Raw genomic sequence first — 20,868 nt, 5'->3', positions numbered from 1 at the left:
TCGGGCGCGTTCGGGTCGTGGCTCGGCGTCGACGTCCGTCCCGCTCAGGGGGCGACGGTGACGGGTCCGCGGTCGGTCATGAGGCGGACGGGGCCCTTGCGGTCGGCGACGGCCTTGGCGAAGTCGGCGGGGTCGGCGACGGGGCGGTCGGCGACCTCGCGGATCATCTGCCAGGGCTTGAGGCCGGCCTTCTCGGCCGGGGATCCGGGCTCGACCTCGCGGACGACGACGCCCTGCGGGAGCGCCTCGATCGGGTTGAGCCCCAGCTGGGGGGCGATGAGCAGGCTGCGGTGGTCGACGCGGATCCCGCGCCAGGCGGGGGGGCGGACGGTGGCGATGATCTCGCCCTCGACGGGGAACTTGGCGATCACCAGCGTCCGCTCCAGCTCGCGGCCCTCGCGGATGATCTTCATGCGGATCTTCTCGCCGGGGGCGTAGGCGCTGACGGCCACGATCAGGGTCGAGAAGTCGTAGACCGGGACGCCGTTGATCGAGACGATCGCGTCGCCCTGCAGGAGGTCGCCGAGGGCGGCCGGCGAGTTGGGGGAGACCTCGGAGATCCGGTTCGCCTCGCGGCGGTTGCCGGTGAAGCCGGGGGTCTGGCGGATGCCGAGCAGGCCGTACTCGACCTCTTTCCCCTGCCTCAGGGCCTCCACGGCGCGGCGGCCCATATGGTCGATGGGGAAGGCGTAGCCGGCCATGGCGTCGTAGCCGGCGGGGCTGGCGGCCGTGGTGGTCAGGCCCACCAGCTCCCCCTTCAGGTTCACGACGGCCCCGCCGCTCATGCCGAGGTTGAGCTTGGAGTCGAGCTGCAGCAGGGTCGGATAGTGCGGCAGCTGGGGGGGCCGGTCCCTCCCCGAGCCGACCTCCGGATCGTACGAGACCCGGCGGGCGACGTTCGAGAGGACGCCCCAGCTGGCGTTGGCGCGGCCGTCCTGCATCGCGGCGTTGAACGGGTTCCCCAGGGTGACGAGGAAGGCCCCCTTGCGCAGGGTCGTCGCGTCGCCCAGGGGGATCGGCTTGAGCCGGGGCTTCTCCAGGCCGGGGCCGGCGACGGGCGCGATCACGGCGAGGTCGCTGCGGGGGTCCGCGGCGATGACCTCGGCCTCGAACTCCTGGCGGTCGACGGCCCGGACCACCAGCCGGGTGGCGCCCCGGACGACGTGGAAGGCGGTCAGGATCTCGCCGTCGTCGCCGATCACCACGCCCGAGCCGAAGTCGAACGAGATCGCCGCGTCGTCGGCCGGCCGGATGGGGGCGAACCGCGCCTCGGCGTCGGTCCGGGCGCGGGGCCGGCCGCGCACGGCCAGGGTCTCGCGGGCGTTCTCGCCCTTGTCGCGATGGATGGCCACGACCGAGCCCTCGGTCCGGGCGATCACGTCGGTGAGGACCTTCTCGAACGCGGAGACGACGTCGAGCGCCGGCGTCGCCGCGGGCGCGGCCGGCGGGCCGTCGTCCCACGCCATCCCCGCACAGACCAGGCAGAGCAAGAGCGCCATCGACTCATCCTTCCAGGCGGCCCGCACGGGCGGACGCGCGACCAGGCTCGAAAGACCCGGACCCATTGTCTCCCCGCCGCATCTCCGGCCGCAACCTCAGAAACCGTCGGCCGGCTCAGCGCCGCAGCAGCAGGCGGACCTCGTCGCTCATCAGGTCTTCGCGGGGGTAGGCTTCGAGCAGGTCGGCGGGGGGCTCGTGGGGGAGGCTCTGGCGGATCTCCTCGGCGACGAGGGTGAAGCCGGCGTAGCGGAGGTGGTCCTTGAGCTGGCGGATGGTCAGCATGTTCAGGCTGTCGAGGCACCGCAGCAGGGTGTCGCGATACTCCTCGACGGTCTTCCCCTGCCAGACGTCGGTCCGGCCCTCCTCGACCTCGGCCTTGAGGATCGCCTTGCGGACGCGGTCGAACAGCTCCTCGCGCGAGAGCCGGAGGTGGATCCAGGGCTCGTCGAGGACGTTCCACAGGTGGCCGCCCATGGCCGAGTGGTACATCGGGTTGATGATCAGGAAGAAGGCCCCGCCGGGCCGCAGCACGCGGTGGATCTCGCGGATCGACCTCCCGGGGTCGCCGACGTGCTCGAAGACCGACCAGGCGAACGCGGCGTCGAACGCGCCGTCGGCGTAAGGCAGCGGCTCGAAGGGGTCGACCAGCCGGAGGTCGACCGGCGGCACCGAATGGCCGGGCCCGAAGACGCCCTCGATGCGGGCGTCGAGCCCGACGAACTTGGGGACGACGTCGACGCCCTTGACCTCGCGGCAGATCGGCGCCAGGCCCCGGGCCATCAGGCCCTCGCCGCAGCCGAAGTCGAAGACGGACGCCCCCTCCAGCGGGACCACCCGCCCGAGCTGCTCGGCGATCACGTCGACCGCCCAGACGTAATGGGTGTAGAACCAGCGGTCGCGGTCCGCCAGCGACTCCAGGAAGGCGCGGTCGCGGGACAGGTCCGCGGCCGCGTTTTGCGATGTCGTCATGCTCGCCTCTCCGCCCGCCCGCAACGACCGCCGGACCGCCCTTCGGTCAGGCCTTCGCGACGTCGGCCGTCCTGGAGCACGCGAGGTCGGCGATCGACTTGACGCCGGGCGGCAGCTCGGCCTCCTCGTACAGCATGTTCGGGATGTCGTCGTGGATGGCGTAGCGGAGGCCGCAACGGGTGCAGACGAGGGATTCGCCCTCGAGCCGCAGCGGGGCGCGGCCGAGCGGGCAGACCAGAAGGGCGAGCATATCGTCTTTGATCATGGTGGAGCGTCCTGTCCTTGGCTTCTCCGGCGACGGCCGCGCCGCGCCGAATTCCGTCTTCTTTACCGGAGCGCGTATTATGTCGACTCGGGCCGAACCTTAGAAGACGGATTCGCGGCCGGCGGTTCTCCCCTTCCGCCGCGATCGGCCCGCGGTCATAATCCGGGGCATGGGCTACATCGTCCGATACGGCCGGATGCGGATCCTGGGCGCGTGCCAAGCCGCGCCGGGCGTGGAGCATCCGCGCGGCCAGCGGGTGGTCGTCCGCAGCGACCGCGGCCTCGAGCTGGGCGAGGTCCTCTGCCCCCTGACCGAGCGCTCGGCCCAGGCCCTGGAGCGCCGCGACCCCGGCGAGATCGTCCGGCCGGCCGAGGGCCCCGACCTCCAGCTCGAACAGGCCCTGCCGCCGCTGGAGAAGATCGCCTTCGCCACCTGCCAGGAGCTGATCGCCCGCCGCCGGATGCAGATGAACCTGGTCGACGTCGAGATCCTCTTCGGCCGCGAGCGGACCATCTTCTACTACCTGGCCGAGAAGCGGGTCGACTTCCGCGAGCTGGTGCGCGACCTCGCGCGAGCCCTGCGGACGCGGATCGAGATGCGTCAGATCGGCGTCCGCGACGAGGCGAAGCTGCTGGCCGACTACGGCGACTGCGGCAAGCCGGTCTGCTGCAATACCCACCTTTCGCAAATGCCGCCGGTCTCGATGAAGATGGCCAAGCTCCAGAAGACGACCCTCGACCCGTCCAAGATCTCGGGCCGCTGCGGCCGGCTCAAGTGCTGCCTCCGCTACGAGTACGACGCCTACCGCGACGCCGAGAAGGCCCTGCCCCCCAACGGCTCGCGGGTCGAGACCGTCAAGGGCCGGGGCCGGGTCATGGCCCAGGACGTCCTGGCGCAGAAGCTCGTCGTCGAGTACGAGGACGGCCGCCGGATCATCATCGGCCTCGCCGACGTCCTCGCCGTCGAGCCCAAGACGCGGGCCCCCCGGCGGCCCGACGGCCCGGCCCCTTCGGCGTCCGACGGCGAACCCCGCGACGGCCTGGAAGACGACGATCCCGACTCGGGGTTCGAAGAATGAGCAACTTCCGCGACGAGATCTGCCGCGTCATCGCCAAGGACCCGCGGTACTCGCTGGAGGCCTACGCCTTCGTCCTGGAATCGCTGCACCTGGCCCGCAACCGCAAGCTCCGCGAGGCCCGCCGGCTCGGCCGGGAACGCGAGCGCGAGCGGGCCGCCCGCCCCCTCAAGGGCCGGGGCGCGCGGAAGAAGGCCAAGGACGAGCCCCCCTCGGGCCACGTCACCGGCCGCCAGGTCTGCCTCGCGGTGCGGCGGCTGGCGCTCCGCGAATACGGCATGCTCGCCATGCCCGTCCTCGCCCGCTGGGGCCTGCGCTCGACCTCGGACGTCGGCGAGATCATCTACAACCTGATCGCCTCCGGCGACCTGGACAAGACGCCCCACGACCGCCGCGAGGACTTCGACGACGTCTTCGACTTCGAGACCGACTTCCGCCCCGCCCCGCTCGCCGAGGACGACCCCGACGACGCCCCGGACGCCCCCGAGGACGATTGACGCATGACCGCCGAGACCCGACCCGCGAACCCGACCACGTCCGCCCCCGCCCCGCGCGACCGCCGCCGCTTCGCCGCCGCCGTCGCCCTCTTCCTCGCCTGGATCGCCTTCCTCGTGGGCCTCGCCGTCACCGACGCCCAGCGCCCGATGGAGCGCGCCGGCGCGGTCCCCGACGCCGAGCGGCCGGCCCAGGGCTGATCCCGCCCGGGACCTCGACCGCGCCGCTTCGACATCAAGCGATGCGAATGTCTTAAGCTGGCGTGGATTCGATCGCTCCCCGAGGGACCGGCCGAGGGTCGTCGGCCCCGCCCGGCGCGTGACCGCGAGGCCGCGACGACTTCGCGAGCCAGGGGCCGTTTTCTCGGGTTTTCGGCCCCATTCGCGCCCTGCCGACGGGTTCGGCGGCCAGGGTCCACGGCATCACGCGCCGGCCTGCGAGAGCGGTTCCGCATCCACACGCGCGCCCATGGCGGCGGGCGCCGCGGCAGGATCGCGCTAAATTTAGATCAACGATATTGTTCGGCATATCGCGCGTCGGATAGGTTCCTGCTCCGGGCGATCGACCCGCCCCACTTGCACCTGTCTTTGCGACACACCTGTCGATTCGTCCGGCTCGTTTCTTACGCCCATCACACGTCACGCGAAGCGAAAGGCCGACCTATGGATCGGAAGTTCCGGATTGCGCTCGCGGCCGCCGTGGCCGCCTCGTGGTCGATCTCGGGCTGCGGGGATTCCGGCAGCACGTCGACCGCCGAACGGTCGGCCGAAGCGATCAAGACCGACGCCAAGGGCCAGGACGCGATGAAGGAGTTCATGCAGGGCAAGGGCGGCAAGTCCAAGGCGCATTGACCCGCTTCCCGCGGGGCGCGTTTCCCTCTCCATCCATCTCCCAGGACGCGAGGCCTCATCCCATGAAATTCGATCGACGCGGCGGATTCACGCTCATCGAGCTTTTGGTCGTCATCGCGATCATCGCGGTGCTGATCGCGCTCCTGCTCCCGGCCGTGCAGTCGGCGCGCGAGGCGGCCCGACGGGCCCAGTGCACGAACAACCTCAAGCAGATGGGGCTGGCGATGCACAACTACCACCAGGCGGCCGGCTCGTTCCCGATGGGCAACGCCATCGCCTACTCCGACCCGGGCGTGCAGACGACCTGGGGAACCTTCAGCGCCCACTCGATGATGCTCCCCTACCTGGAGCAGACGCCGCTGTACAACTCGTGCAACTTCGCCTGGACCGTCTGGTACGGCATGGGCGCGAGCCTGAACGCGACGGTCTGGAACACGAAGGTCAACGCGTTCCTCTGCCCGTCCGACGGCCAGGCCGGCAAGGACCACATCAACAGCTACTTCGGCTCGTTCGGCACCGGCACCGACCCCTGGGCCGTCAACACCAACGGCACCTTCGCCCCCGAGCAGACGGCCTACTCGGTCGCCGACATCACCGACGGCACCTCGAACACGATCTCGCACACCGAGGCCCTGGTCGGCGACTACAACAACACGCGGACGAAGTGGCGGCAGTACGTCTCGGGGGTGCCCGGCAGCGTGCCCGGCAACATGATCGTCCGCGACGCGCGGACCATCATGCCCCAGGTGGTCCAGTACGCCCAGAACTGCATGCAGGCCATCGTCGCCACGCCGGGGACGAACTCCAACAAGGGCCTGGCCTGGGCGACCGGCTCGCCCGGCCTGACCTTGACCAACATCATCTTCCCGCCGAACTCCACCCAGTACGCCTTCTCGTCCTGCCGCTGGGACTGCGCCGCGGGCTGCGGGACCGACTTCGGCCACATCCACATCTCGTCGAGCACCCACCCCGGCGGCGTGAACGTCGCCTTCCTGGACGGCTCCGTCCGGTTCGTCAAGAACTCGATCGACCAGAACACCTGGATGTCGCTGGGCTCGCGCGACGGCGAAGAGGTCGTCTCCTCGAGCAGCTACTGAGTTTCGCCGGCATGTTCATGCGTCGCCCCCCGCATCCGTCCTCGGGGGCGGGTGCGGGGGCGATCGCGATCCGTCGGTCACTCGACCGGACGCTCCGAAACCCGTCGCAGCGACCGGGAGAAGTACGAGACGACCGTCCAGCCGCTGAGCATCCCCAGCAGGTAGGCCACGATCGCCAGCAGCGCGACCGGCCCGGTCACGCGCCACTTCGCGAAATCGACCGTGATCGCCTCGGTGTTCTGGATCGCGAAGAGCCCGATCGCCCCGAGGAAGATCAGCAGCAAAACGCCCTGGACGTACCGCATCGCAGCGCCCCCCCATCTCGCGGTCGAAGCCGGTCGGACAAGTCCCGAACGAGCCTTCGCCGCAGGTCGACGGCAACGACCTGCAAAAGCCGCGCCGGCACCAGTGTCGCCCGTCCCGGCGGCCGCGTCGAGGGCGTGGGCGACTAATTCACGATCCCCTTCGTGATCATCATGAACACCTCTTCGAGGCTGAGGGGTTCCTCGGCGAACGACCGCACGGGGACGCCGGCGGCCATCAGGCGGCCGAGCAGCCGGCCCATGTCCTCGTCGACGCCGTGGAACTCGGCCGTGACGGACTGGCCGAAAGCCTCGACCGAGCGGATCGCCGGGTCGTCCTGGAGGATGGCGACCGCGCGGTCGGTCGGGCCCTCGGTCAGCTCGACCTTCAGCACCCTGTGGGCGCGGATCTGGCGCTGGATGTCGCGGATGCTGCCGGCCGCCAGCAGCCGGCCGCGCTCGATGACGCCGATCGAGGTGCAGAAGTCGGCCAGCTCGGACAGGATGTGGCTCGACACCAGGATCGTCTTGCCCATCCGCCGCAGCTCCATCAGGAGCGCCTTCATCTCCAGCCGGGCGCGGGGGTCGAGGCCCGAGGCGGGCTCGTCGAGGATCAGGACCGGCGGGTCGTGCACCAGGGTCTTGGCCAGGCAGAGCCGCTGCTTCATCCCCTTGGACAGCCCGTTGACGTAGTCGTCGCGCTTGTGGGAGAGGTCCAGCAGCTCGAGCACCTCGCCGATGATCCGCCGCCGGACTCCCCGGGGGATCTCGTAGGCGACGGCGAAGAAGTCGAGGAACTCCCAGACCTTCATGCCGTCGTAGACGCCGAAGTCGTCGGGCATGAAGCCGATGACGCGGCGGACCGCCATCGGGTCGTCGGTGACCGAGTGGCCGGCGATCCGGCCCTCGCCCGACGTCGGCCGCAGCAGGGTCGCGAGGAAGCGGATGGTCGTGCTCTTGCCGGCGCCGTTGGGGCCGATGAAGCCGAAGATCTCGCCCTCGCCGATGGAGAAGCTCAGGTCGTCGACGGCCGTGAAGTCGCCGTAGTGCTTCGTGAAGTTGATGACCTCGATCATGCGAGAGCCCTCGTCCCGTCCGGTCGGTCGCTCAGGGTGTCCGGGAAGCCGTCAGGTCGTAGTGTCGGCCGCCGGGGTCGGGCGGCGGGCCGTAGCCGAGATGGGCCACGACGACCGTCGCGCCGCGGTGGCGGTCGAGCGCCGGCTCGATCCGCGGCCCGGCGGCGGGGCCGGGGGTCCAGGCCGTCAGGCGGACCTCGCCCGCGTCTTCCGGCCGGCCCTCGCCCGCCCTCCGCAGGGCGGCCAGCAGCATCGACGGGTCGGGGCCGTCGAAGCCCTCGACGGTCGCCGGGGCCCGCTTCGGCTCGACCCCTTCGAGGGCGAAATCCGCGTCCCGGGCGATCGTGCCGAGGTAGGTCTCGCGGACCTCGTCGGGGCCGAGGAACTCGACCAGGGTCGCGTCGCGCAGCTCCAGGCCGCTGCCGTTGCGGATCGTCCGCTTGCCGGCCTCGCCCTCGATCGCGATCGAGCCGGGGAGCGCCAGCATCTGCTCGGCGCGGAACATCGCGAGGCTTCGGGGCTGGACGGTGAAGTCCTCCAGGGCCGGGACGGGGAACGATCGCCAGGCCGAGGTCGTGCGGTCCTCGCCGGCGATCGAGCGGCCGGTGGCGAACGGCAGGGCCAGGGCGGTCGGGTCGTCGGGGAAGCGGATCGTGTAGCGGCCGTGCCCCGTGCTGTAGAGCGATCCGAACCGGCTGAGATGCCCGCGCGGGTGGTCCGCCTGAAGCTCCAGCACGTCCAGCTCGTCGCCGGCCGAGTCGAACCCCAGGTCGTAGGCGGCGACCCGCTCGACGCCCACGGCGAACGCCAGCGCGAGCGCCGGCACGACCAGCCAGGCCGCCTCCCGCCGCCTCAAAACGACGCGGCAGATCAGCCAGTTCAACGGGGCGACGGCCAGCACGTAGGCCAGGATCACCTTGAGCACGAACGACGAGCTGGGCACCTTGATGCCGGAAGACTGCTCCAGGGCGTCGCGGCAGAGCCGGGGGATCCGGGCCTCGTCGCGCCATTCGGCGACCCCCGCCAGGTTGGGGAGGGCGCCCTCGCCGGCGGGGATCCCGTAATCGATCCCGACCGCCTGGCCGCCGCCGGGGGGCGGCGGGCTGTAGGCGACTCGCCCCTGGAGCGATTCCGGGCCGGGCTCGGGCGCCGGACTCGGGGCGCCCACGTCCCGCGCGGCGATGCGGTACCAGCTCAGGTCCGGCCCTTCCATGCTGCGGACGGGCTGGATCGGCCCCGAGGTCATCCCGAGCGCGACGACGGACTCCTCGGGGCGTCGGAGGATCACCCGGCGGATCAGGGTGTCGAGCCCCTTCCACGCGGTCAGGGCCGGGTCGGTCGGGTTGACGGCGAGCATGGTGATCCGCCCCCGGCCCACCCGACGCTCGACGGCCAGCGGGACCTCGCCGCCTTCCCGGATCGGCACGACGACCGAGCGCGGCCGGGCGCGCAGCCCCGCGGCCTGGACGGGCCGGCCGGCCTCGGGACGGATCGGGTCGGGGAAGTCGTAGCTGGGCCGTCGCCGCAGGACGTTCTCCTCGTCGGGCCCCGGGGTCCTCTGGAAGGGCGAGGGCGCCTGCGACGCATCCACGGCCGCGGGGGCGGGGGCGACGATCCCGGGCGGCGGGAGGTAGGCGTCCGCGAGCGCCCGCAGGTCGTCGCCGTCGAGCGCCCGGCCGTCGCCCGTCGAGTCGGCGGGGAGGTACGGGTCCAGGAAGCTCTCGCGGAGGACCGAGAACTTGGGGCCGGCGCCCCCCATCACGACGAGCTGGCCCCCCCAGTGGAGCCAGTCGACGAGGGCCGCCTGCTGCGAGACCGAGATCACGTCCGGCTCCATGCCGTCCCAGACGATGTGGCTGACGGCGGTCCAGGTCAGGGGATGGGTCGGCAGCAGCGGCTTGTCCGGCTCCAGGGGCAGGATGAGGCGGTAATACCGCAGCAGGTCGACCGCCTGCGTGTCGCTCCGATCGATCGACGCGGGGATCGTCGCGTTGAGGCGGGACCAGGCCGCGTAGCCGCCGTTGGCCTCCTTCGTCAAAACCAGGGCCAGCATCTGCTGAGGTGCGAGCGGGCGGACGGCGGCGAGATAGACCTGGTCGGCGCGGATCGCGCCGGTGCGGATCAGCTCGACGGGCAGGTCCTTCAGCCCGGCCGTACGGGGCAGGAGGATCGCCATGCCCAGCCGGCTCCGCTGCTCCTTCACCAGCCGCGCCTCGCGGCCGAAGCTCACGTCCCAGGAGGTCTCGGGGATCGGCACGGGGGTCGACTGGAGGCTCCCCTCGTAGTCGTCGAGGTTGGCGCGGAGCTCGACCGTCATGCCGTGCCAGTGTCGCGCCTTGACCCAGGGCAGGACGTCGCTGGGCGCGACCTGCGAGCGGTAGAACTCGAACGGCGGGCGGAGCTTGTTCTTCTCCGCATCCTTCTTGATCGCCTCGGGATCGCTCAGCATCCGCAGCCTCTCCTCGTCGGCGGACGTGAGCCCGCCCGAAGAGGTCGGCTCCTGGGCCCGGGCCGCGACCGAGGCCGCGCAGGCGATCAGGATGACGAGCGTCGCCACGGTAAGTTTCACAATCGACGCTCCTGCTCGGACGGGGCGGGAAGACGTGCGAGTCAGCGAAAGTCTAGCATCCACGCTCCCGTCGCGGAAGCGTCGGCGAGCGCCCTCGCCACCTCGCGCCGACAACTGTAATAGAAACGCCGCGCCGCCGGCAAGGCCCGGGCTCGGAAGGGATTCCGGCTCCCGCCGGGGGGGGTCGGCGGAAATTCCGCGCGGTATGATGTCGCCGCGGGCGGGAGAATTCGATGAATATTCATTAAGGCGACTGCGTTCGCGGGGCTTGGGGGGAACGCTTGGAGGATCGGGCGTCGGCGGAGACATCCCAGGGAGGGGGCGAGGTCGGCATGGCGAGCATCGCGTCGGCGACGGCGATCGCGGTCCGCGGGGCGCGGACGCACAACCTGAAGGGCGTCGACGTGGACCTCCCGCGCGACGCCCTGGTCGTCCTGACCGGCGTGAGCGGCTCGGGCAAGAGTTCGCTGGCGTTCGACACGGTCTTCGCCGAGGGCCAGCGGCGGTACGTCGAGTCGCTCTCCAGCTACGCTCGGCAGTTCCTCGACCAGCTCGAGCGCCCGGACGTCGACGAGATCGACGGCCTGCCGCCGACCGTGGCGATCGACCAGCGCGCCGGGCGGCCGAACCCGCGGAGCACGGTCGGCACCCTGACCGAGATCCACGATTCGCTGCGGCTGCTCTTCTCGCGCCTGGGCGCGCCCCACTGCCCGAAGTGCGGCCTGCCGATCCGGAGCCAGACGCCCGAGCAGATGGTCGCGACGGTGCTGGCGTATCCGACGGGGAGGCGGATCCTGGTCCTGGCCCCGCTCGTCCGCGGCCGCAAGGGGGCGCACGCCGACGTCTTCCAGGCGATCCGCCGCGCCGGGCTGATCCGGGCGCGGGTCGACGGCCAGGTGATCGAGGTCGACGAGCCGCCCAAGCTGGCGAAGACGAAGAACCACTCGATCGACGCCGTGGTCGACCGCCTGGTGATCCGCGAAGGGGTCGCGCCGCGGCTCGCCGAGAGCCTGAACCTGGCGCTGAAGCTCTCGGAAGGGCTGGCGACGATCTCCGCCGAGGTCGACGGGGCGTGGGAGGACCGGCCGATGAGCATCCACCACGCCTGCCCCGACTGCGGCGTCAGCCTGCCGGCCCTGGAGCCCCGCGGGTTCAGCTTCAACAGCCCCCAGGGCGCCTGCCCGCGCTGCGACGGCCTGGGCGTGGTCTCGGAATTCCAGCCCGACCTGATCGTCCCCGACCGCGCGAGGTCGCTCGACCGGGGGGCCGTCGAGCCCTGGACGAAGCTCGGCGCCAAACTCCGGGCCGCACAGGTCGGCGACCCCCGGGTCTCGGCGTTCCTCGATCGTCACAAGCTCGGCCGCGACGTCCCGCTGGACGACTGGCCCGAGGCCGTCTTCCAGGCCTTCCTGCACGGCGAGACCGACGGAGGCTTCGCCGGCGTACCGGCGATGCTCGCGGAGCTGGACCGGGCGACCGACCGCGGCGCCGTGAAGGCCGCGCTCGCCGCCTATCGCGAGGAGATCCCCTGCCCCGCGTGCAAGGGCGCGCGGCTGCGGCCCGAGTCGCTCGCCGCGCGGGTGGGCGGCCAGTCGATCGCCCAGGTCTGCGACCTGACCGTCGAGGCCGCCCGCACCTTCTTCGACGGGCTCCCGTTCAGGGAGGACGAGCAGGCCGTCGCGACCCCCTTGCTGCGCGAGATCCGGGGCCGGCTGCGGTTCCTGGCCGAGGTCGGCCTGGGATACCTGACGCTGGGCCGGGGCGCGGCGACGCTCTCGGGAGGCGAGCTGCAGCGGGTCCGGCTGGCGAACCAGCTCGGCTCGGACCTGGTCGGGGTCTGCTACGTCCTGGACGAGCCGACCTCCGGCCTCCACCCCCGCGACACCGCCCAACTCCTCGACGGCCTCCGCAAGCTCCGCGACCTGGGCAACAGCGTGCTGGTCGTCGAGCACGACGAGGCCGTGATCCGCGCGGCCGATTGGGTCGTCGACGTCGGCCCCGGCGCGGGCCCGGAGGGGGGCGCGATCGTCGCGGTCGGTCCGCCGGGCCGCATCGCCGGATCGGCCGCTTCGCTCACCGGCCGCCGCCTCCGCGGCGAGGACCGCCACGCCCCCAGCCGTTCCGACCGGCTGGCGCGGTCGCCGGGCTGGCTCACCATCCGGGGGTCGACGGTCCACAACCTGCGGACGATCGACGTCCGCATCCCCCTGGGGACGCTGACGTGCGTGACGGGCGTCAGCGGCTCGGGAAAGAGCACGCTCGTCTTCGACGTCCTGGCGCGGGCCTTCCGCCGCCGCGACCGGGCGTCGCTCCGCGCCATCCCCGAGCTGGGGACGATCGCCGGCTGGGACTCGCTGACGGCGATGGTCGAGATCGACCAGGCGCCCATCGGCCGCACGCCCCGGTCGACGCCCGCGACGTTCACCGGCGTCTTCGACGAGATCCGCCGCGTCTTCGCCAAGACCCGCGAGGCCCGCACCCGCGGCTACGGCCCGCCGCGGTTCAGCTTCAACGCCAAGGGCGGGCGGTGCGAGACCTGCCAGGGCCTGGGCCGCCGCCGCGTCCCCATGCAGTTCCTCCCCGACCTCTACGTCGTCTGCGAGGACTGCCGCGGCAAGCGGTTCAACCGCCAGACCCTGGAGATCCTGTTCAAGGAGAAGTCGATCGGCGACGTCCTCGACCTCCGCGTCGACGAGGCCCTGGCGTTCTTCGACGCCCAGCCCCGCGTGCTGCCCGGCTTGCGGTCGCTCCACGACGTCGGCGTCGGCTACCTCACCCTCGGCCAGTCGGGGGCGACGCTCTCGGGCGGCGAGGCCCAGCGGGTCAAGCTCGCCGCGCACCTGAACCGGCCGGCGGGCGGCGAGCGGCTCTACATCCTCGACGAGCCGACGACCGGCCTCCACTTCGCCGACGTCGACCGCCTGCTCGGCGTGCTGGAGCGCCTGGCCGACCAGGGCGACACCCTCGTCGTGATCGAGCACAACCTCGACGTCGTCGCCGCCGCCGACTGGGTCGTCGACCTCGGACCCGAGGCCGGCTCGCGGGGCGGCCGCGTCGTCGCCATGGGGACGCCCGCCGAGATCGCCGCCGCCCCCGAAAGCCTCACCGGCGCGTACCTGCGGACGGATTCCGACCGCCCTGCGATGGAAGACGAATAAGTATTTCCATAGGATTTATTGGCTTCACGTTGCCTGCGACGATGATCCAGGAGACGGCGTTCCGCGCCGCAGCCGGTCAAGGAGGAATGGCCGTGGACGACGAATCTTTGCGGCGGAGGTCGGGGAGGGTCGCGGTCGTCCTGGCGCGGCTGGCGGTCGCCATCCTGCTCGCCGCTCCACAGGCCTTCGCGGGTGACGCGGCGCGACGGCCGCCGAACCTCCTGCTCATCGTCGACGACGACCATGCGGCCGGGACGCTCGGTGCGGCCGGAGACCCCCACGGCGCGACGCCCCATCTCGACGCTCTGGCGCGGCAAGGCGTCTACTTCGAGCGGGCGTATTGCAACGCGCCGCTGTGCACCCCGAGCCGCCAGTCGTTCATCACCGGCAAGCTGCCCCACGCCACGGGCGTGACCCGCCTCCCCACGGCCCTGCCCGAATCGATGCGCACGCTCGGCCATCTGCTCGGCGAGCGAGGCTACCGCACGGCGGCGATCGGCAAGATGCACTTCAACGGCCCGTCTTCTCACGGGTTCGAGCTGCGTCGCGACTACGCGGAGTGGCTCAAGCACATCGGCTCGCACCCCCCTCCGCGCGGCGACCGCCGCAAGCCCTGGCGGCCGATGATCGACCCGCCCGCGACCTGGCTCAACGCCCGCGTCGAGGACGCGGGCCTGGACGCCGAGTCGATGGACGCCACCTACTTCGTCAACCGCGCGATCCGGTTCATGAAGGCGGACGCGGGCCGCCCGTTCGCCCTGGTCGTCAGCTTCTACGAGCCCCACGCCCCGTTCCACTTCCCGGAGGAGTCCCGCGGCCGGTTCCGGCCCGAGCAGTTCCCGGCCTGGCGACTCAGCGAGCGCGACCGGATCGAGCAGCCGAAGGTCTTCCGCACCCTCTCCGAGGCCGACGTCCGGGGCGTCCAGGCCGCCTACTACACCTCGGCCGCGTTCGTCGACGAGCAGATCGGCCGCCTGGTCCGGGCGCTCGACGACGAGGGGCACGGCGCGGACACCCTGGTCGTCTACCTGAGCGACAACGGCTACATGCTCGGCCAGCACGGCCGGTTCGAGAAGCATTGCTTCTACGAGCCCGCCGTGCGCGTGCCCCTGATCGTCCGCCAGACCGGCCGGCTGCCGGCGGGCCGGCGCGTGACGGACCTCGTCGAGCTGGTCGACGTCCTGCCGACGATCTTCAGCCTGCTGGGCCAGCCGATCCCGCCGGGCCTGCACGGGATCGACCAGTCGGGCCTGGTCGTCGGCGCGCCTGGGGCCGCGGGCCGGCCGGTCGTCTTCAGCGAGTACAACGAGAACGAGGAGGCGATGGCCCGGTCCGACCGCTACAAGCTGATCGTCGGCACCGGACGCCGCGCGCGCAAGGACGGTTACGCCCCCTCGAACCCGCCCACCGGCCCCTACGAGCGGCTTTACGACGTCCAGGCCGACCCCGACGAGACGACCGACCTCGCCGCCGACCCCCGCCTCGCCGCCGTGAAGGCCGCCCTGCTCCGCAGCCTCAGCGAGCGGTTCCGCGCGACCTGGGAAGGCCCCAAGCCGATCCCCGCCGGCCTCACCGAGCGCCAGACGATCGGCTGGTGCCTAACCCCCCGCGACAGGCCCAATCCCTGGGCCGGCAGGCACATGTGAAGTCCCACGATCTTTTGACCACCGCCACGACAGGAGTCGCCTAAAATATTATCCGATTTGCAACGATTCGTTTACGGATCGACTAAGCAATTAAGACCATCGCCCCTCGATAGCCTTGCCATGTGAGCCAGAATCGAAATCCGATGAAATTCGTTCGCAATTTGGTCCATAACATTGATCAATGCTTCACCAAAAATGACGAAAAAAGGAAACAAGGTGGCATTAATTGAGGTGGATCTATAAGATCCTCGCCTGCGGCCACCACAACCACGATGGCACCCGAGGATGCGGAATCGATCTCATGCGTAGAACTTGCTTGCTGCTGCTCGCCGGCCTCGCGCTCGCAGCGGCCCCCCGCGCCGAGGCGGGGACCAGCTACAATTTCAGCGTGCTCTACTTCGGCGGAGGGCTAGCGAGCCAGGCGCCGGGCAGCGACACCATCGTCGGCACGACGCTGTTCGACGACGACACGTTCACGTGGGACATCAAGGCCCAGGGCGGCGCCTGGCAGGTGCTGGCCGACACGTTTTCCTTCCCCCTCATGGCCTTCGGCGTGCAGGAGGCCGGCTTGCGCGTGGGCGATTTCACCCTGACGCTCAAGAACGCGGGCGTCGACGTCCTGACGACCAGCGAGGTCGGGGCCGAGCAGAGGTACGTCCACGTCGGCACGAATACGATCTTCCTGACGCAGGGGCTCGTCTTCGACGAAATGTTTCTCAGCTACCATCTGATCACGGCCGTCACGGACGATCCGAACGTCCCGGTGACGCCGATCGGCAGCACGATCTCGGGGCTGCTCCCGATCTTCGGCGCCCCCGAATTCACCTCCCCGGGTTCGGTCGTCTACGGCGCCGCCGTGCCCGAGCCCACGTCCATGGCGTTGATGCTCGTCGGCCTCTGCGGGCTGGGCCTGGCGCGTCGGCGCGGACGCACGACGTCCTGACCGGCCCAGCGGTCCGGCAGTTCCAGTCGAGCGACGATCTACGCAGGCCGCGATCGGGGGCGAGCACCCGGCATGGAAGTCGCTCGCTCCCGGTCCGCTTTCCTCGGCCGTCCCAGGCGGGCGGGGCTCCGTCCCCGGCTTCGGCTCCTGCCTCTTTCTCGCGAGACGGGCGAGTCTCAGCCCTTCTTGCCCATCAGCATGTCCATGATGAGCATCTCGAGCTCCTCATACTTCTTCGCGGCGCGGAGTTCCTCGACCTTCTTCTCGTCGACGGCGCGGACGATGTCGAGGATGCGGAGGAACAGGGTCTTCGAGTTGGACAGGTGCTTGAGCGAATCCTCGAATGTGGTCGTGCGCATGGCCTTGACGTCGAGGCCGACGCACTCGCCGTCCTGGCCGAAGCCGTTCTTGTCGAGGACCCAGACCTGGTTGAACGCCCGCCGCAGGTCGACGGAGCCGAAGGTCTTGTCCTGGTCGTACTTCAGGCCGTTCTGGTCGTTGAGGTGGACGCTCCAGAGCTTGCCGTGGTAGAGCGCGAAGGCCATGTCCTCGGACGGGTCGAGGCCGGCGAGCAGCGAGTGGGCGCTCTCGATCAGCACGCCCGAGCGGGCCGGGTCGGCGGTCTTGTAGCCGATCGCCATCATGTGGCCGACGGTGGGGATGAACGCCGAGTCGGTCGGCTCGTTGGGCTTGGCCTCGCCGAGGATCCGGATCGACTTGTTATGCTCCAGGATCGCGCTCCAGGCGTCGACGATCCGCGCCACGGCCGTCTTGGCGCACTTGGCCTCGCGGATGTAGGTCCCTTCGCGGGCCAGCCAGAGCACGTAGTTCTTGCAGCCGACCTCGTCCGCCAGGTCGGCGCAGCGCTTGGCGCGGTCGATCGCGTACTGCCGCTCCTTGGGGTCGTTCGAGGTGAACCCGCCGTCGATGGTGCGGGGATCCTCCCAGAGCCGCGGGGCGATGATCTCGACGAACAGGCCCTCGCCGTCGAGGATCTTCTTGACCTCGGCGGTCCCCTTCAGCGTGGCCTGCCAGTCGAGGTCGGCCGGCACGATGTCGTCGTCGTGGAACTGGACGCCGTCGAACCCCAGCTCCTTGTAGGTCTTCAGCTTGCGGGCGTATTCCATCTCCTTGCGGACGGTCGGGCCGAACGGGTCGGCGCCCTGGCTGATGTTCCAGGGGCCGAAGGTGAAGCGGTACTTGGTCGGGGTGCTCATGCGTCGGATGCTCCGGGGATCTGGCTGGCGCGCCGGGGGCGCCTCGCTCGCAAGGGGGGCGTCGACGGGCGGATCGCCGTCGGTCCCTGTACTCATAACCGAAGCCGGCCGGCCGCTCAATGGTCCTGCGGCCCCCCGCCCGCCGAGGACGCGCGACGTTGACAGGGGTCGGGCCGGCCGGGGATGATCCCAGGAGCGGCGCGGTGCGAATCGGCGGCCGGGCGGGGAGGGCCGGCGGGGTGAAGATCCAGACTCTGGCGTTCGTCATCCTGGTCCTGGCGGTCGTCATGGCGATGTGTCGCGACCCCGCGGGGCGGATCGGCGTCATCGTCTTCATCACCGGGATCGGCGAGGTCTTCCTGGGCCTCGCGGCGGTCATGGCGCTGTTCCAGACGATCGGCTCGATCGGCCTGGCCCGCGGCCTCCTGGAGCACGCCGAGGCCCTCGCCGCGACGACCCTCGTGCTCGCCCTGGGGACCGTCGGCATGACGTTCTGGCTCTTCGTCGGCGCCTGGTGCATCCAGCTGAGCGTCCCCTGAGCCGGCCCGGACCGAGCCCGACCGCCCGCGCCGCGACGACGGATCGACGACCAACCCCCGACCGAAGGAATACAAGGCAGGCCCGATGACGACGACCTTCGTTCCCGAGACGTTCCCCCGCCGCTGGCTCCCCGAGGGCGTCGAGCTGAAGACGTGGGAGCAGATCGAGCCCTGGTATCGGAAGCTGCTGGAACTGCCAGTCGACGCGCCCGAGCAGGTCGAGGCCTTCCTCACGGCCTCGGGCGAGCTGAACGCGGCCGTCGGCCAGGAAGGGACCGCGCGCTACGTCGCGATGACCTGCCAGACCGACGACCCGGCGCGCGAGGCGGCGTACCTCGAATTCGTCCGCGACGTCGAGCCCCGGCTCAAGCCCTACCTCGACAAGGTCCGCAACAAGTACCTCGACGCCCCCGGCCGCGCCGGGCTCTCGAAGCCGCGGTACCACGTGTTCGACCGCTCGCTGGAGAACCGCCGCGCGCTCTACCGCGAGGCCAACATCCCCCGCGAGACCCGGCTGGCCGAGCTGGAGCAGAAGTACCAGAAGGCCGTCGGCGCGATGACCGTCGAGTTCCAGGGCCAGGAGCGGACGCTGGCCCAGCTCTCGCCGTTCCTGGAGTCGCCCGACCGCGAGGTCCGCCGCCAGGCCTGGACGCTCGCCGCCGACCGCCGGCTGGCCGACCGCGCGATGCTCGACGACCTCTTCGACGAGATGAAAGCCCTGCGGATCGAGATCGCCCGCGAGGCCGGCTTCGACGACTACGTGGGCTTCGCCTACCGCAACCGCGAGCGGTTCGACTACGGACCGGCCGAGGCCCGCCAGTTCCACGAGGCGATCGAGAAGACCGTCGTCCCCCTGGCGGCCGAGATCCACCGGGCCCACCGCGAGCACCTCGGCGTCGAATCTCTGCGCCCCTGGGACGTCGCGGCCGACCCGCTGGGCCGGCCCCCCCTCAAGCCGTTCGAGGACGTGGAGCGGCTCGCCGCGGGGGCCGAGACGATCTTCCGCGAGGTCGACCCCGACCTCGGCACCCAGTTCGCGTACATGCGCGAGCGAAGCCTGCTCGACCTGGCCAACCGCAAGGGGAAGGCCCCCGGCGGCTACCAGACCAACTTCGAGGCCGACCGGCTGCCGTTCATCTTCATGAACGCCGTCGGCGTCGACGGCGACGTCCGCACCCTGCTCCACGAGGGGGGCCACGCCTTCCACACCCTGGCCTCGCGCGGCGAGCCGCTGGCCGCCTACCGCGAGAGCCCGCTGGAGTTCTGCGAGGTCGCGTCGATGACGATGGAACTCCTCGGCGCGGGGGTCGCCGACCCGTTCTACGACCCGGAGAAGGCCGAGCGGTCCTACCGCAAGCTGCTGGAGGGGATCGTCACGATCCTCCCCTGGATCGCGACCGTCGACGCCTTCCAGCACTGGCTCTACGCCAACCCCGACCACACCCGCGACGACCGCCGCGGCGCCTGGCGGGGCCTGGTCGCGCGGTTCGGCGGCGACGTCGACTGGTCCGGGCTGGAGGAGGCGCGTGACCACTCCTGGCACCGCCAGCTGCACATCTTCCTGTACCCGTTCTACTACATCGAGTACGGCGTCGCGCAGCTCGGCGCCCTGCAGATCTGGAAGCGGAGCCTGACCGACCGCGCCGGGGCCGTCGCCGCCTACCGCGGCGCCCTGGCCATCGGCGGCGCGAGGCCCCTGCCCCAGCTCTTCGAAGCCGCCGGCGCCCGCTTCGCGTTCGACTCCGAGACCATCGCCCCCCTCATGGCGGCCATCGGCGAGGAGCTGTCCCACCTGGCGCCGTGAAGCCTCGCGATCGCGGCCGCCCGCCCCATCCCCGGGGAGGCGGCACGCGAGGCGTCCGGCCTTACCAGAGGACGTATTCGGGGAAGGCGATCCTGGCGAGGCTCAGGAACAGCGGCGTCGACCGGCTCACGTCGTCGACGTCAAGGCGGTTGACGTCGACGACGATGGTCGCGCGCAAGGCGGGCAGGTAGAACATCTCGCTGCTGAATCCGAAGATCGTTCCGTTGTGGCCCACGAACGGGCCGATCATCTCGACGCCCTCGCCGTACTTCACGAAGTCCGGGGCCCCGGCCAGGGTCTCGCCCTGGAGGCGGGCCGCTTGGGTCTCGGGCTTCAGGAGCGTCCCGGTGCCGAGCGCCCGGGCGTAGACGGTCAGGTCGCGGAGCGTCGATATCATCGCCCCGGCCCCGCCGGCCACCGCGGGGTTGAGCACCGTCTTGTCGACCGGCCGGCCGGCCTCCGCGTCGAGGCTGTAGCCCCGGAGCGGCCCCGGCAGGCGGTCGCCGGTCGGGTACGACGTGGTGGTCAGGCCCAGCGGCCGGAGGATCGACCGCCGGATCTGCGCCCCCAGGTCGCGGCCGGCGACCCTGGCCACGATCTCCTGGAGGAAGATGTAGTTGAGGTTGTTGTACACCGTCTCCCGGTCCGCCGGCTGGAAGTCGTGGGCCATCGACGCGGCCTTGTCGATGCTCTCCTGCGGCGTGATCCGGATCAGGGGGTCGGCGTAATATTCCCCCAGCAGGTCGTGCCCGAGGGAGTCGGGGATCCCGCTGCGCATGCGCAGCAGGTCGTCGACGGTGATCGAGTCCGCGTGGGGGAAGTCCGGATACCACTTCGCGAGGGGGTCGTCCAGGCTGAGCTTGCCGCGGTCGGCCAGCTGGAGCACGGCCGTCGCCGTGAACGACTTGGTGATGCTCGCGATCCGAAAGGGCATGGCGGCGCCCCTCGCACGCCCGGTCCGCAGGTCGGCCTCGCCCCGGACGGCCACGTAACTCCTCGAGCCGGGGATCGTAATCATCACGGCCGCGCTCGGAAGCCCGTCCTGGGCGACGGCCCGATCGATCTCGGCGTCGAGCGCCCGGACGACCTCGGGCGAGAGCCGGCCTCTCGCCCCGGCCGGCGTCCGAAGCGCCTGCACCTCGACCTGGGTCGCCCCGCCCTGACGCATGCCGGCGGGGCGTCCGTGCGAGGCGGCGGCGACCAGCCCGGACGCACCGCCCGGGACGGTCGTCATCAAACGGCGAGCCTCGACCGCCTCGAACGAGGGGATGCGCCGACGGCTCGATCGGCCTTTCGTCGTCTTCATGGAGCGGGCTCTCGACGCTTGTGGATCCGGCCCCGAACGGCGTCTGTGCACGATCG

18 protein-coding genes are annotated in these 20,868 nt (G+C 71.0%); 10 read left to right on the top strand and 8 right to left on the bottom strand.

Going from position 1 to position 20,868, the window contains the following annotated elements:
• Positions 1-44: 44 nt before the first annotated feature.
• The 3 genes from PZE19_RS01015 to PZE19_RS01005 form a co-directional block, all read right to left on the bottom strand.
• Complete coding sequence (locus PZE19_RS01015; RefSeq protein ID WP_277858720.1) at positions 45-1,499, bottom strand: trypsin-like peptidase domain-containing protein; 1,455 nt, start codon at positions 1,497-1,499, stop codon at positions 45-47.
• Between the two features lie 115 nt (positions 1,500-1,614).
• Entirely contained in the window at positions 1,615-2,469 is an 855-nt protein-coding gene (locus tag PZE19_RS01010) for a class I SAM-dependent methyltransferase (protein ID WP_277858719.1), read from the bottom strand.
• A gap of 46 nt (positions 2,470-2,515) precedes the next feature.
• Positions 2,516-2,734 carry a Trm112 family protein gene (locus PZE19_RS01005; RefSeq protein ID WP_277858718.1) on the bottom strand — a complete coding sequence of 73 codons (219 nt, stop codon included), beginning with the start codon at positions 2,732-2,734 and terminating at the stop codon, positions 2,516-2,518.
• Positions 2,735-2,903: 169 nt separating this feature from the next.
• Between PZE19_RS01005 and PZE19_RS01000 the strand changes: the two genes are divergently transcribed.
• The 5 genes from PZE19_RS01000 (at position 2,904) to PZE19_RS00980 (ending at position 6,252) form a co-directional block, all read left to right on the top strand.
• Positions 2,904-3,812, top strand: a complete 909-nt coding sequence (locus PZE19_RS01000; protein WP_277858717.1) for a PSP1 domain-containing protein — start codon at positions 2,904-2,906, stop codon at positions 3,810-3,812.
• On the top strand, positions 3,809-4,306 hold the full coding sequence (locus tag PZE19_RS00995) for a Minf_1886 family protein (protein ID WP_277858716.1): 498 nt from the start codon (positions 3,809-3,811) through the stop codon (positions 4,304-4,306). The genes PZE19_RS01000 and PZE19_RS00995 overlap by 4 nt, the downstream gene beginning before the upstream one ends.
• 3 nt (positions 4,307-4,309) lie before the next feature.
• A complete protein-coding gene (locus tag PZE19_RS00990) occupies positions 4,310-4,504 on the top strand; it encodes a hypothetical protein (RefSeq protein WP_277858715.1) in 195 nt (64 codons plus the stop codon).
• 462 nt (positions 4,505-4,966) lie between these two features.
• Positions 4,967-5,155: a hypothetical protein gene (locus PZE19_RS00985; protein WP_277858714.1), complete on the top strand. Its 189-nt coding sequence runs from the start codon at positions 4,967-4,969 to the stop codon at positions 5,153-5,155.
• A 62-nt stretch (positions 5,156-5,217) separates the two neighbouring features.
• Positions 5,218-6,252 (top strand): DUF1559 domain-containing protein, encoded by a 1,035-nt coding sequence (locus PZE19_RS00980; protein ID WP_277858713.1) that lies wholly within the window; start codon positions 5,218-5,220, stop codon positions 6,250-6,252.
• Between the two features lie 77 nt (positions 6,253-6,329).
• On the opposite strand, the gene PZE19_RS00975 is transcribed toward PZE19_RS00980, so the two are convergent.
• The 3 genes from PZE19_RS00975 to PZE19_RS00965 all read right to left on the bottom strand — a co-directional run bounded on the left by PZE19_RS00975 (position 6,330) and on the right by PZE19_RS00965 (position 10,199).
• Entirely contained in the window at positions 6,330-6,557 is a 228-nt protein-coding gene (locus PZE19_RS00975; RefSeq protein WP_277858712.1) for a lipopolysaccharide assembly protein LapA domain-containing protein, read from the bottom strand.
• Positions 6,558-6,700: 143 nt separating this feature from the next.
• Positions 6,701-7,630 (bottom strand): ABC transporter ATP-binding protein, encoded by a 930-nt coding sequence (locus PZE19_RS00970; RefSeq protein ID WP_277858711.1) that lies wholly within the window; start codon positions 7,628-7,630, stop codon positions 6,701-6,703.
• Positions 7,631-7,661: 31 nt separating this feature from the next.
• Positions 7,662-10,199, bottom strand: a complete 2,538-nt coding sequence (locus PZE19_RS00965; protein WP_277858710.1) for a hypothetical protein — start codon at positions 10,197-10,199, stop codon at positions 7,662-7,664.
• A gap of 332 nt (positions 10,200-10,531) precedes the next feature.
• Between PZE19_RS00965 and uvrA the strand changes: the two genes are divergently transcribed.
• From uvrA to PZE19_RS00950, 3 genes are all read left to right on the top strand, one after another.
• On the top strand, positions 10,532-13,357 hold the full coding sequence (gene uvrA, locus PZE19_RS00960) for an excinuclease ABC subunit UvrA (RefSeq protein WP_277858709.1): 2,826 nt from the start codon (positions 10,532-10,534) through the stop codon (positions 13,355-13,357).
• 92 nt (positions 13,358-13,449) lie between these two features.
• Positions 13,450-15,003 carry a sulfatase family protein gene (locus PZE19_RS00955; RefSeq protein WP_277858708.1) on the top strand — a complete coding sequence of 518 codons (1,554 nt, stop codon included), beginning with the start codon at positions 13,450-13,452 and terminating at the stop codon, positions 15,001-15,003.
• A 301-nt stretch (positions 15,004-15,304) separates the two neighbouring features.
• The gene (locus PZE19_RS00950; RefSeq protein WP_277858707.1) at positions 15,305-15,946 is read left to right on the top strand and encodes a PEP-CTERM sorting domain-containing protein; all 642 of its coding nucleotides are present in this window, start codon (positions 15,305-15,307) and stop codon (positions 15,944-15,946) included.
• Positions 15,947-16,122: 176 nt separating this feature from the next.
• On the opposite strand, the gene PZE19_RS00945 is transcribed toward PZE19_RS00950, so the two are convergent.
• Entirely contained in the window at positions 16,123-17,163 is a 1,041-nt protein-coding gene (locus tag PZE19_RS00945; RefSeq protein ID WP_277858706.1) for a TIM barrel protein, read from the bottom strand.
• 239 nt (positions 17,164-17,402) lie between these two features.
• Between PZE19_RS00945 and PZE19_RS00940 the strand changes: the two genes are divergently transcribed.
• Together PZE19_RS00940 and PZE19_RS00935 are read left to right on the top strand one after the other, a co-directional pair.
• Positions 17,403-17,702 carry a hypothetical protein gene (locus PZE19_RS00940; RefSeq protein ID WP_277858705.1) on the top strand — a complete coding sequence of 100 codons (300 nt, stop codon included), beginning with the start codon at positions 17,403-17,405 and terminating at the stop codon, positions 17,700-17,702.
• Between the two features lie 85 nt (positions 17,703-17,787).
• Positions 17,788-19,506 (top strand): M3 family oligoendopeptidase, encoded by a 1,719-nt coding sequence (locus PZE19_RS00935; RefSeq protein ID WP_277858704.1) that lies wholly within the window; start codon positions 17,788-17,790, stop codon positions 19,504-19,506.
• Between the two features lie 61 nt (positions 19,507-19,567).
• Here the strand turns inward: PZE19_RS00935 and PZE19_RS00930 are convergent, their stop codons facing one another.
• Complete coding sequence (locus tag PZE19_RS00930) at positions 19,568-20,812, bottom strand: serine hydrolase domain-containing protein (protein ID WP_277858703.1); 1,245 nt, start codon at positions 20,810-20,812, stop codon at positions 19,568-19,570.
• Positions 20,813-20,868: the final 56 nt, after the last annotated feature.

The sequence above is a fragment of the Paludisphaera mucosa genome (assembly GCF_029589435.1).
GTDB lineage: Bacteria > Planctomycetota > Planctomycetia > Isosphaerales > Isosphaeraceae > Paludisphaera > Paludisphaera mucosa.
Note: the sequence above shows the minus strand (reverse complement) of the source record. Positions and strands in the feature narration are given on the sequence as shown.